Annotated in this window: 11 protein-coding genes; 5 read left to right on the plus strand and 6 right to left on the minus strand. The window is 58.9% G+C overall.

Annotated features, from left to right (window positions below; translation table 11 throughout):
- Positions 1–113: 113 nt before the first annotated feature.
- Positions 114–4,148 carry a pullulanase-type alpha-1,6-glucosidase gene (gene pulA / locus AB5Y86_RS11675; RefSeq protein ID WP_368192908.1) on the minus strand — a complete coding sequence of 1,345 codons (4,035 nt, stop codon included), beginning with the start codon at positions 4,146–4,148 and terminating at the stop codon, positions 114–116.
- Between the two features lie 262 nt (positions 4,149–4,410).
- Between pulA and AB5Y86_RS11680 the strand changes: the two genes are divergently transcribed.
- Positions 4,411–4,824: a hypothetical protein gene (locus AB5Y86_RS11680; RefSeq protein ID WP_005348835.1), complete on the plus strand. Its 414-nt coding sequence runs from the start codon at positions 4,411–4,413 to the stop codon at positions 4,822–4,824.
- A 272-nt stretch (positions 4,825–5,096) separates the two neighbouring features.
- On the opposite strand, the gene glnK is transcribed toward AB5Y86_RS11680, so the two are convergent.
- Positions 5,097–5,435, minus strand: coding sequence for a P-II family nitrogen regulator (gene glnK / locus AB5Y86_RS11685; RefSeq protein WP_005341406.1), 339 nt, complete (start codon positions 5,433–5,435; stop codon positions 5,097–5,099).
- A gap of 201 nt (positions 5,436–5,636) precedes the next feature.
- Here glnK and arfB point away from each other — a divergent pair, with 201 nt between their 5' ends.
- Both arfB and AB5Y86_RS11695 read left to right on the plus strand, forming a co-directional pair.
- Positions 5,637–6,053 carry an alternative ribosome rescue aminoacyl-tRNA hydrolase ArfB gene (arfB, locus tag AB5Y86_RS11690; protein WP_021230947.1) on the plus strand — a complete coding sequence of 139 codons (417 nt, stop codon included), beginning with the start codon at positions 5,637–5,639 and terminating at the stop codon, positions 6,051–6,053.
- A gap of 30 nt (positions 6,054–6,083) precedes the next feature.
- Positions 6,084–6,575: a methylated-DNA--[protein]-cysteine S-methyltransferase gene (locus AB5Y86_RS11695; protein WP_368192909.1), complete on the plus strand. Its 492-nt coding sequence runs from the start codon at positions 6,084–6,086 to the stop codon at positions 6,573–6,575.
- 360 nt (positions 6,576–6,935) lie between these two features.
- Here AB5Y86_RS11695 and AB5Y86_RS11700 read toward each other — a convergent pair whose 3' ends face one another.
- The 4 genes from AB5Y86_RS11700 to tapT form a co-directional block, all read right to left on the minus strand.
- Positions 6,936–7,361: a hypothetical protein gene (locus tag AB5Y86_RS11700; protein WP_108613288.1), complete on the minus strand. Its 426-nt coding sequence runs from the start codon at positions 7,359–7,361 to the stop codon at positions 6,936–6,938.
- Between the two features lie 194 nt (positions 7,362–7,555).
- Positions 7,556–8,329, minus strand: a complete 774-nt coding sequence (yaaA, locus tag AB5Y86_RS11705) for a peroxide stress protein YaaA (protein WP_144715000.1) — start codon at positions 8,327–8,329, stop codon at positions 7,556–7,558.
- 47 nt (positions 8,330–8,376) lie between these two features.
- Positions 8,377–9,486 (minus strand): type IVa pilus ATPase TapU, encoded by a 1,110-nt coding sequence (gene tapU, locus AB5Y86_RS11710; protein ID WP_005340356.1) that lies wholly within the window; start codon positions 9,484–9,486, stop codon positions 8,377–8,379.
- A 28-nt stretch (positions 9,487–9,514) separates the two neighbouring features.
- Positions 9,515–10,549: a type IVa pilus ATPase TapT gene (gene tapT, locus AB5Y86_RS11715; protein WP_005340354.1), complete on the minus strand. Its 1,035-nt coding sequence runs from the start codon at positions 10,547–10,549 to the stop codon at positions 9,515–9,517.
- Positions 10,550–10,588: 39 nt separating this feature from the next.
- Between tapT and AB5Y86_RS11720 the strand changes: the two genes are divergently transcribed.
- Positions 10,589–11,290: a YggS family pyridoxal phosphate-dependent enzyme gene (locus AB5Y86_RS11720; protein WP_076495788.1), complete on the plus strand. Its 702-nt coding sequence runs from the start codon at positions 10,589–10,591 to the stop codon at positions 11,288–11,290.
- A gap of 142 nt (positions 11,291–11,432) precedes the next feature.
- Positions 11,433–12,257 (plus strand): pyrroline-5-carboxylate reductase, encoded by an 825-nt coding sequence (proC, locus tag AB5Y86_RS11725; RefSeq protein ID WP_150390231.1) that lies wholly within the window; start codon positions 11,433–11,435, stop codon positions 12,255–12,257.
- The last annotated feature ends 8 nt before the right edge of the window (positions 12,258–12,265 follow it).

The following is a 12,265-nucleotide window of genomic DNA, read 5'->3' on the forward strand; positions in this document are numbered from 1 at the left end:
GCGCCTGCCGGTCGGCAGTCGCGCTTTGCTTACTCTCTCGGAGTTATCCCACCCTTGGCAAGGTGGAATTCAACCCGGGGGCGCCGAGCCATCCCCCGGACTCAATGGTTTGCTTACTTGACGCTGCACTCCTGAATGACGGCAGTACCTGCCTTGACGCCAGCCGGGTCAACCTTCACCAGCACACTCCACAGCCCCTGCGGCAGGGTGATGCTGTTATTGGCACTGCCACCCTTGGAGAAGGCGAACGAATAGCCGGTTTCAGCGTTCACCGCGCCGCCACCGTTGAGCAGGTACTCCTTGCTCCAGTCCTCGTTGGCGACCTTGAACTCGGTGCTGCCGGCATAGTTGAACGCCGCCTGATAGATGGCGAGATCGCCGTCCATCCCCTTGTAGCTCAGCTGGTACTGGGGTTGGGCATTCCAGCCGGAGAGCTCACCCTTGACGAACAGGTTGTAGCCGAGCGGATTGCCCGCCACTGTATCCAGCACCTTGCAGCTCTGCACCGGCTCGGTGAAGCTGACGCTCAGGGTCGGTTTGTCCTTGTTCATGGCGGTGAAGACAAACTTGTAGCTGCCTGCCTTGGCTAGATCGACACCGATATTGCCGGTTTCTCCCCCCTTGCAAAGGGTCAGAGGAGTGCCAACCACCAGCTTGTCACCGGCGTTGCAGCTGCCGTAGTTGACCGGCCCCCAGCTGGCGTCAGCGATCTTGACGTTGGTGGTACCCAGCTTGTCGGTGCTCACCTCGGTAGTGAACTCGTACATAAAGTTGCCGCTGAAGGTCATCTGGTTGGTGTTACCCCACTCATCGAGGAACCCCTTCAAATAAACATCGGTGTTGCCAAACGGTGGCAGGGTGCTCAGGTCGGTCTTCTTGCTGACTGGCAGGCCCGCGCCCTGTGCACCAGACTGCGGCTTGACGAACACAGCGGCCGACCAGGCCCCCAGCGTCAGCTGGCCATTATCATAGGCGGCGCCGCTGGCGATGCTGTCGACTGCGCGATGCTTGCTGCCAAGCACCATACCGCTCAGGTCGATGGGCTGATCGTTGCCGTCACGGAAGTCGCCGATGCTCAGGCTCTGGTTGGTGGCGTTGATCATCACCACCAGGCCATCGATGGCCGGATCCAGATCCGCCCCGGCACTGACGCCATCATCCACCGTCATGACGATAAGGCCGGGCACCTGATCCGGGCCGGTATTGCGGAAGTCGACCCGCTTGATCACCTCGGCACCGCTGCCAAGACGCAGCAGACGCGATGATTTGCGCAGTTCCGCCAGCTCCTGATAGAAGCTCACCATCTGCGCCATCTCGGCCGAGCCCGGCTTGGCATGCTTGCCGAGCACCTGCTCGATCAGCGGATAGTTGTCGCCATCCTTGTCCTTGCGCGGCAACCCCTTGTCGAAGTTGTTGTCGCCCAGGGTGTAGTCGACCTTGTTGTACCAGTCGCCCGAGTCATAGCTGTCCCGCTCCATGGATTTGGAACGCAGCAGCTCGACACCGGCGTGGGTGAAGGGAATGCCCTGACCCAGCATGGCAGTCGCCAGCGAGACCCCCTGCATCCGCACCAGATCGGCTCCGACAGGAGCCTTGTAGATCAGGTTGTCGAACAGGGTCTGGTTGTCGTGCTTGTCGACATAGTTCTGCACTTCCACCGGATCCTGGGCATAACCGGCAGGCTGACCGTTGTAGTCAATCTCGGTGCCTTTCTTCGGCATGCCATCCTTGTCGGTCAGCACGAACTCCTTGAGGTTGCCCGCCATGCCGAGCCGCACCAGATCGGACTGGTGCAAGGCCGTAGCCAGATCCACCTTGCTCATTTCGTTAGGATCGACGAAAGCACCGTTGCCAAAGCCCTGGGTCTTGCGAATGGTATCGCCGCCGTCGAACGGACTGCCGCCGCGCACCGCATCGCGCAAGCGGTCCGAGAAAGAGCCGATGCCGGTACCGCCCAGATGCTTCTGGGTAGCCTGCACGAAGCGCTTGTCATCCTGCACTTCGCCGAAGTTCCACCCCTCGCCGTAGAAGTACATCTCGGGATTGACCTTCTTCACCGCGGCCAACGCCTGAACCATCTGATCTTTCGGATGGTGGCCCATCAGGTCGAAGCGGAAGGCGTCGATCTTGTAGTCGCGCGCCCAGGTGACCAGAGAGTCATCCATCAGCTTGGCGAACATGGCGTGTTCCGGCGCCGTGTTAGAGCAGCAGGTGGAGTTCTCCACCGAGCCGGTCTCCGGATTGAGGCGCTGATAGTACCAGGGCACTATCTTGTCGAGCACCGACTTGGGGCCGAGCCCGGATTCGTTGGTGTGGTTGTAGACCACGTCCATCACCACGTTCATGCCGATGTTCTGCTTGATGGCCTTGACCATCTCGCGGAACTCCAGAATACGTTTGGTCCCCTCGGCGTTGGTCGCGTAGGAGCCTTCCGGCGTGGTGTAGTGGTAGGGATCATAACCCCAGTTGAAGGAGTCGACCCCGCGCAGGTAACCGGAAAGCTCCTGCACCTGCGGATTATCCTTGCTGTCGCCCCCTTGCAGGTCGGCCAGCACATCTCCCACGGTCTGACCGCCACCGCAATAGCCGCCAAATTTGGATGTTTTCACATCCGGATTGACCTGACAGAGCTTGCTGAAGTCATCGCCGAGATTGGCCACCTTGGCCGGATCCTCGTTGACGGTGGCGATATCGAACACCGGCAGCAGGTGCAGGTGGCTGACGCCGCTCTTTGCCAGGGATTTCAGATGGTTGACCGGTACAGAGTCGAGCTGGGTCAGGCCGACAAATTTGCCGCGCTTCTCTTCATCGGTGGAGGCATCGTTGCCGGTCAGGTCGCGAACATGGGCCTCATAGATGGTGATATCGGCGGGGTTCTGCTGGCTGTGTGGCGCCTTGAGGCTGTCCCATCCTTCCGGTTTCAGGGCCGGATCGTCGAGATCCACTACCTGACTGAACTCGGAGTTCATCGCCAGACTCAAGGAGTAGGGATCAGTCACCTCGTAGTGCTCAACCTTGCGGCTCAGCGGATGGTAAACCTCCATATCGTAGCGGTAGAACTGGCCGATCAGCTCGCTGCCCCCTTCGTAACTCCAGCTGCCGCTGGCGCTGTCGAAGGTCATGGCCACTTCACCACTCTTCTGATGGCTGGCGTTGTAGAGGGCCAGCTTGACCGACTTGGCGGTCGGCGCCCAGAGGCGGAAGGTCACCCGGTTGCCTTCCACCACGGCGCCATAGCTCAGCTTGGTCGCCTCGGGAGCATAGAGCGCATCGAGGGCACCGGCGCTCTGCACCAGGGTCGCTCCTTGCAGGATACCGTCGGCATCGGTGCCGATAGCCACCAGTTCCCCCTTGAGCAGGGGCTTGAGATCTTTACCGGTTGGCAGGGCAAAAGCGGCGGCATCCTTGAGATGCGGATATTTGGCCTGCTGCTCGGCAGTGAGGCTGGTCGCGGTCAGGCTGATATAGGGGAAATCGAACACCCCATCGGTATTGGCCTTGATAGTGCCCGAGTCGGTGTAATAGAGGCGAACGTGCGGCTTGTCCTTGCCCCCTTGCCAAATCAGGGTATTGCCATCGATAAGATGAGCGCTGGCCCCCGCCACGCCAAAGGCGGCGGTAAAGGCTTCGGCACGGCTGCCAAACAGATCTTTCTTACCCGCGACGATAGCCACGGTGCGATCCGGATGCTCACTGAAGCTCACCTTCATATCGCTGCCGGTCAGGTTGGCCAGATCGCCGTTGCGAGCGATAAAGTTGATGCACCCTTCCACATTTTTGAGCGGAACAACCCAGGCCGGACCAAAGCTGTCGGCAGTGGCAGGAGTCTTGCTCTTGTCATCCCACCCGGTATTCAGGCCACTATCAGAGGTAGCGTTACAGGCATCGTTGTTCCAAAGGTGCAGGCTGTGGCTGTCAAATGGTGCCTTGGCCCCCTTGGCTGCCGACTGGGTATCCACCAGCGCAATGACTACCTCGTTGGGGCCTGCTTGCAGCAGCTCCTTGGGGGGATCCATCTTGGGCAAGCGAGCGACAGGTCCATCAGAAGGTTCAGGTGTAGAAGTAGATGAGCTGTTGTCATTACAGCCAGACAAAAGCGCGAGCAGTGAGGCTGTTACCAGCGCCACTTTGGTCTTTTTCATATCCATATTTTTATAATTCCCGCTGTAGTTAGTCTCGATAGTCGAGCACCCGGTCATTGCCAGGCGGTGCCATATTAATCAGCGGCAATCGATTCAAATGTGAGCGGAAGGGCAAAAAAACCATCCAGTTTCAACAAGATAACGTTTTCAGACTGAAACTTCGATCCGGCTCACAGACCTCGCGGCCATTTGGCCTCATATCTGGAAAACGGCAGTCACGGGGTCAGAAAAGCAATGTCTGATCAAGTGGATAGACAAGGAGTAAACAATGAAACGGATTGAAGAGCAGGCAAGACGACTCGATCAGGAGTATCAGGCGATCGGGCAGCTATTCGACCAGTTCTGCCAGCAGGCAGGCACCCTGGCCGAGCAGTATCACTTCTTCAACTGGCCCGACTATGAAGACTCCCCCCCGCTGAGCCGCGCCTTCACCCTGCTGGGGGAACCCCGCGAACTGCGGCTGCGCTGTCAGCCCGGTGAACGCTCTGCCCTCAATGGCCTGATCCAGGTGGTCTCGGAGGATGGCACCATAGATGCCAGCCTCGGGTTTCGTGCCGATGGCCAGTTGCTGCTGGAGTCCGGCAAGCTGCTGGACAACCCGCCCGGGCTACTGCTCAAGCTGCTGCTCGGTGCTGTGTGGCAACACAAGCCCCAGGATGAGATCACCGGACAGCCGCACTGAATCAGACGGGTGTAAAACACTTGTGCATACTACGTTCTCAGATAGGCAGATTCATCCAGCCCTGTTACCAAACTAAGATAGTCACGTCATGAGGCATTGCCGCTTGCGTGAGCAAATACATAGCTAAAAGCAACAAAGAAAGGCCGGATGGAATCCCATTCGGCCTCTTCTGAGCAAAACGTTATGTTGGTCAGGCTTCAATAAGCGCTCACTCCATCGGGATTCCCCGAGATCGGGAGGTCAACAGATCTGTACGTCACTGATGCGGTTCATCACAGCGCCTCGTCGTCACTCTCGCCGGTGCGGATGCGCACCGCTTGCAGCAAGTCGTAGACAAAAATCTTGCCGTCGCCGATCTTGCCGGTATAGGCCGCCTTGCAGATCGCCTCGATCACCCCTTCCACGTTATCATCGGCGGTAGCAATCTCCAGCTTCACCTTGGGCAGGAAGTCGACCTGATACTCGGCTCCCCGGTATAATTCGGTGTGTCCCTTCTGGCGGCCAAATCCCTTGACCTCGGACACGGTCAGCCCTTCCACCCCCAGGTTGGCAATAGCCTCGCGGACATCGTCCAACTTGAACGGTTTGATAATCGCACTAATCAGCTTCATCTGGTTGCTCCCAATCCATGGTGTGTCATGAATCGGGTTTCAATTCTTATGCCAAGTATTTTTATTGTTTTATTTCATATAGATAGAGTTTAATGTCGGCGCCATTCGCCAGGCACATCCCCATAACTGGCCAGCACGCCCCATAATGAGGCACCATGCTGCAGCGGTCAGCGGGTATGCACCAAACAAGAGCAAAACAGCATGTTAGTTATCTCCAACAGCGTCACGATTCCCTGGCATGAGCTGCAATTTCAGACCATGCGGGCACAGGGCAACGGTGGACAGCACGTCAACAAGACCGACTCCGCCGTCTGGTTGCGCTTCGATTACCGCAACTCTCCCAGCCTGACGCCCCTCTACAAGGAGGGTCTCGACAAGCTGAGCGACAGCCGGGTACACGATGGCTTTATCCTGATCCGGGTCGAGAGCCATCGCAGCCAGGACATGAACCGCAAGGAGGCGATGAGCCGTCTGGTGGAGTTGCTGAAGAAAGCAGCCTGGCGCCCCAAGGCTCGCCATGCCACCAAGCCGACCCGCAGCTCCCAGCGCAAACGGGTCGATGCCAAGAAACGCAAGGGGGATATCAAGTCCGCCCGCGGCAAACCGGTACTGGACTGAGCCCCCCCAGCCCCCAAAGGATGTCAGCCGATGAGATACAGTTTTTGCGACAGCGCCCGCGGCCCCCTGCTGGTCGCCATCGATCAGGATGGCCTGCGCTATGTGGAGTTCGTACAGGGGGAGCAGCCGGTAACTCCGACCGATGAGTGGCTGCGTGATGACCTGACTCTTGCTCCTTTCGTCGAGCAGTTCACCGCCTATTTTGCCGGAAAATTGCAGCAGTTCGATCTGCCCATGGCAGCGAAGGGCACCCCGTTCCAGCAAACGGTGTGGAACGCTTTGTGTGATATCCCCTATGGCGAGACCGTGAGCTATCTCGAGATTGCCCAGGCTATCGGCAATCCCAAGGCAGTGCGGGCGGTGGGCGCCGCCAACGGCCGCAATCCGCTCAGCATCATAGTGCCCTGCCATAGGGTGATCGGACGCAGCGGCGAGCTGACCGGCTATGCTGGCGGCATTCCCATCAAGCGCTGGTTGCTGGAACTGGAACAGACTGGCACAACATTCGAGCTGGCCCCATAACACGATGACCGCCTCGGAGAGGGACGGGACAATATCGTGGCCAGAATGAAAAGGCTTTCAATCAGTGGCCACGCTTTGCTGACAAGATGAACAGAAAATGAAGAATCGCCTCAGAACTACTTCAGATTGAGCTTGGCATGATGGCTCCATACTTGAATGGCACGGCTCATTCGCTGATTCAAGTAGCACCCATGTGACGCTTCCAATCTGTCTTTTTCCCCGCGCCTCCTCTGAGGCGCTTTTTTTGTGCCGACACAACAGGCCACCACCCGGGTTGAGTGGCCTGAGCGCCACAAAATCTGCACCTACCCAAAAACCAAGAGGCGAAGGATCATCCTTCGCCTCTGACGTAACAGCTGGCTACTCGCTCTGGGGCAGGAACTGCAGCTCCGGCGCCGAGGAGGTCAGCACATCGGCGCAATAATCCCAGGTCGAGATGCGATAGTGCTGCAGATCTTCATCCAGATGCAGGCCGTCCGACTCCTGATGGAACCAGCTGGCAAAACGGGATGGGGTGATGAGCTGGATCTGCTCTTCGATGGTGTGACTATCCTTCCCCTCGGCCAGATCGCAATCTTCGATAACCCGCAGGGCGTAGATATGGCGAAAATAGACCCGGCAGAGGATTTGCGGGGGCAGATCGATGCTGCGTGCCCGCCCCAGCATGATGGTCAGGGAGTCGCTCCAGAGATCCTGATGCAGCTCGGCAACGACCAGCCCGGGTGGTAGCTGGCGGGACGGAGCCCAAGGTACGGCAACCTGCCGAATGGCATTTTTCTGTTCCATATTCACCTCACGACGACTCGCTCCCTGTCTTGAGTCTATCTGAACCACATAGTCCCGGCGAAGGCAATCGATGGACAATAAAAACGGCAATAAAAAAGCCGACGTATCAAACGTCGGCGAATAAAAAGTGCTTACAACAGAGGATTCACATATTCAGACCCGCGGGTCGAAAGATTGGTTCCCTCTTTTTGTAATTAATTTTCGGCGCGTTTAAACATCAGGGTATTGGCGTCCGACTCTTCCGGTACGAAGTAGTAGCCCTCGGCGTTGAAACCGGTCAGCTGCTCCACCTCGGTCAGACGGTGCTTGATGATGTGGCGGGCCATCATGCCGCGCGCCTTCTTGGCGTAGAAGCTGATGATCTTGAACTGGCCGTTCTTCTCATCCTTGAACACCGGTGTGACAATCCGCCCTTTCAGGCTCTTGGGGCGTACCGACTTGAAATACTCGTCGGAGGCCAGATTGATCAACACTTCATCCCCCTGCGCTGCCAGCGCGTCGTTGAGATGGTGAGTGATCACCTCCCCCCAGAACTGGTAGAGATCCTTACCGCGGCTATTGTCGAGTTTGGTCCCCATCTCCAGCCGATAGGGCATCATCAGATCGAGGGGGCGAAGCGCGCCGTAGAGGCCGGAGAGCATCCGCAGGTGTGCCTGAGCGAAGTCAAAATCGGCCTCGCTAAAATCCTCCACCGCCAAACCGGTGTAGACATCCCCCTTGAAGGCCAGCAGCGCCTGACGGGCATTGGCGGGGGTGAAATCTGGCTGCCACTCGGCAAAACGGGCGGCATTGAGACCGGCCAGCTTGTCGCTGATCTTCATCAAAGTGGCGATCTGGTCCGGGCTCAGTTGGCGGGCCCGGCTAATCAGTTCGGCGGAGTGATCCAGCAGCTCGGGTTGGGTGAAACGGGGTGTCACCAGCGGTGACTCGTAATCCAGCGTCTTGGCCGGGGAAACCACAATCAGCATAACGTTCCTTTATGGCGAGGGGCCGAACGGCAGAGCGGCCCCATGATTCATTCATCCAGCGTCACATTGTCCAGCGTGCCGGTACCGAGCCGCTCGCGACCGGAGAGCTTGATCAGCAGTCGCAGGTCGTTGGCCGAGTCAGCGTGGGCGAGTGCCTCACTGTAGCCAATCTGGCCGGCGCAGAACAGGCTAAAGAGCGCCTGATCGAAGGTCTGCATACCCAGCTCGGTGGATTTGGTCATCACCTCCTTGAGGCGATGCATCTCCCCCTTGCGGATGATGTCGGTGATGAGCGGGGTATTGAGCAGGATCTCGAACGCAGCGCAGCGCCGCTTGCCATCCATACTTGGCACCAGCTGCTGAGCGACGATGGCCTTGAGGTTGAAAGAGAGATCGAACAGGAACTGGCGGTGTTTGTCTTGCGGCACCAGATGGAGGATGCGATCCAGCGCCTGGTTGGCATTGTTGGCATGCAAAGTGGCGAGACAAAGGTGTCCCGTCTCGGCGAACTGCAGGGCAAACTCCATGGTCTCCTGACTGCGGATCTCGCCGATCAGGATCACGTCCGGTGCCTGACGCAGCGAGCTTTTCAGCGCCACATCGAACGACTCGGTGTCGATCCCCACCTCTCGCTGGGTCACCAGACTGCGACCATGCTGATGGACGAACTCCACCGGATCTTCCACCGTCAGAATGTGACCATCGGCATGCTGGTTGCGATAGCCGATCATCGCCGCCTGGGTAGTCGATTTGCCCGCCCCGGTGGCGCCGACAAACAGCACCAGCCCCCGCTTGGCCATCGCCACCTCTTGCAGGATCTTGGGTAGCTGCAAATCTTCAAAGGTGGGAATGCGGGTCTCGATACGCCGCACCACCATGCCGGGCAGCTCCTGCTGCCAGAAGGCACTGACCCGAAAACGGCCAAGCGCTTCGCGATAGATCGCGTAGTTGGCCTCCTTGGTGCGGATATAGCGCTCGAAGTGATCGCTGCTGAGGGTATCCCTGACCAGCGTCAACGCCCCCTTCTTGTCGAGCGCCTCCCCCCCCAGCGACACCAGATGGCCATTCACCTTGAGGGTGGGCGGCGAGCCCACCGTCACAAACAGATCCGATCCCTTTCGCTCGACCAGCTCGCTCAGCAGATCATCCAGATTCATCATCTATCCCTCCCTGGGTGCGAGTCGCTTAAATGCTGTTGGGATCAACAGCCTTGGCCTTGGCATCGAGGGATGCCACCACGCCACGACTCACCAGCTGCTTGAGGCTCTGATCCATGGTCTGCATGCCGTGGGTCATCCCGGTCTGGATCACCGAGTAGAGCTGGGCAATCTTGTCCTCCCGGATCAGGTTACGCACCGCAGGAATGCCCATCATGATCTCGTGGGCCGCCACCCGGCCACCGCCAATACGCTTGAGCAGGGTCTGGGAGATGACCGCCCGCAGGGATTCGGAGAGCATGGAGCGCACCATGTCCTTCTCCGCGCCGGGGAAGACGTCGATGATACGGTCGATGGTCTTGGCCGCCGACGAGGTGTGCAGGGTGCCAAACACCAGATGGCCAGTTTCGGCGGCGGTCATGGCCAGACGAATGGTCTCAAGGTCGCGCATCTCGCCCACCAGAATGATGTCCGGGTCTTCCCGCAGGGCCGAGCGCAAGGCGTTGCTGAAGCTCTTGGTATCGCGGTGCACTTCCCGCTGGTTCACCAGACAGCGCTTGTTCTCGTGGACGAATTCGATGGGGTCCTCGATGGTGAGGATATGGTGATGGAAGTTCTCGTTGATGTAGTTGACCATGGCCGCCAGGGTGGTCGATTTACCCGAGCCGGTCGGGCCGGTCACCAACACCAGACCGCGCGGGAATTCGGCGATCTTGCGGAAGATCTCCGGCGCATCGAGATCTTCGAGGCTCAGCACAGTGCTGGGGATGGTACGAAATACCGCGCCTGAACCGCGCGCCTGCTGGAAGGCGTTAACCCGGAAACGGGCCAGATTGGGCACCTCGAACGAGAAGTCGACCTCGAAGTTCTCCTCCAGCTCCTTGCGTTGATGGTCGTTCATGATGTCGTAAATGAGGGCATGCACTTCCCGGTGTTCCAGGGCTGGCAAATTGATCTTGCGAACCTCACCATCAACCCTGATCATCGGGGGAACCCCGGCCGAGAGGTGTAGATCCGAGGCTTTATGCTTTACACTGAAAGCCAATAACTCTGTGATATCCATAGACTTGTCATTCTCCCATCACAAGATCACTAACGAAATATGAACCAGATTGCCCAGCACCTGTTTCAGGTAAAGGAACGTATTGCCCAGGCCGCCGAACGGGCGAGCCGCAACTTGCAGCAGATCCGCCTGCTGGCCGTGAGCAAGACCAAGCCGGTCGAGGCCATCATGGCTGCCCATGCCGCAGGTCAGCGCTGCTTTGGCGAATCCTACGCTCAGGAAGCAGCGGCCAAGATCGATACCTTGCGCCAGCAGCCGGAATATAGCGACATAGAGTGGCACTTTATCGGCCCTTTGCAATCGAACAAATCCAAACTGGTCGCCGAACGATTTGACTGGGTGCAGAGCGTGGATCGGGACAAGCTGATCGACCGCCTCAACAACCAGCGCCCAACTACAATGGCACCGCTAAATGTTTGTCTGCAAATCAATATTAGCGGAGAGAGCAGCAAATCCGGAACGTCGGAACAAGAGATTTTCCGCCTTGCCGAGCTGGTCTCTCAAAGTGAGCGACTGGTGCTGCGGGGGCTGATGGCCATTCCCGAGCACACCAGTGACGAGAGCGTACTGGCCGCCCAAATGACCCGTATGCAGACTCTGTTCACCGAGCTTGCGCGACAATACCCCACGGTGGATACCCTCTCGATGGGGATGACCGAGGATCTTGAACTGGCGATAGCCCACGGCAGCACCATGGTGCGGGTCGGCACCGCCATCTTCGGCGCCCGTGACTACTCATAGGCAAGGCCAGCGGATAACCCATACGTCCGCCTCTTGCCGCGACTTCATCAACAGGAGCGTTTGATGGAACACCGAATTCTGGCGTCTGGTGGTGCAGGCAGCACCCACCCCGCCGCGACCCCATGTGCTACAGGAGCATCTGATGCAGCATAGAACGCTGGCCTTTATCGGCGCGGGCAATATGAGCCGCAGCATCATCGCCGGACTGGTCAAGGCGGGTTATCCCGCTGGGCAGATCACTGCAGCCAACCCCAGTCTGCCCAAGCTGGAGGCGCTGGCGAGCGAACATGGCATTCGCATCACCCAGAGTAATGCCGAGGCGGCCCGCGACGCAGAGGTGATCGTGCTGGCGGTCAAACCGCAGCTGATGGCCGGCATGCTGGCCGCGCTGGTTGCCGAGCTGGGCTCCCTTGAGGGCAAGCTGCTCATCTCCATCGCGGCCGGTATCAAGGTGGCGCGCCTTGGCGAGATGGCCGGTGGCCATGACCGCATCATCCGCACCATGCCCAATACCCCGGCCCTGCTGGGTCTGGGCATGACCGGTCTCTATGCACCCGAACATATTGCCGCCGCGGATCGCGACTTTGCCGAGCAGATGATGCAGGCGGTCGGCAAGACCCTCTGGGTGGAGCAAGAGTCCGGCATCAACGGCGTCATCGCCGCGGCGGGCAGTGCTCCGGCCTACTTCTTCCTCTTTATGCAGGCCATCGCCGAAGAGGCAGAGGCGATGGGCTTCTCGCCCGAGCAGGCACGCCTGCTGGTGCAGCAGACCGCGCTGGGCGCAGCCACCATGGTGGAGCAGAACCCTGAGCTGGCGCTGCAAACCCTGCGTGAGCAGGTCACCAGCAAGGGCGGCACCACAGCCGAAGCCATCAAGACATTCCAGCAGCAGGGGCTGATGCCGCTGACTGCGCAAGCCATGCAGGCGGCCGTTGCTCGCGCCACCGAAATGGAAACCCTCTTCTAACAGGAGCC

It is taken from the genome of Aeromonas sp. s8 (assembly GCF_040907785.1).
GTDB classification, from domain to species: Bacteria; Pseudomonadota; Gammaproteobacteria; order Enterobacterales; family Aeromonadaceae; genus Aeromonas; species Aeromonas veronii.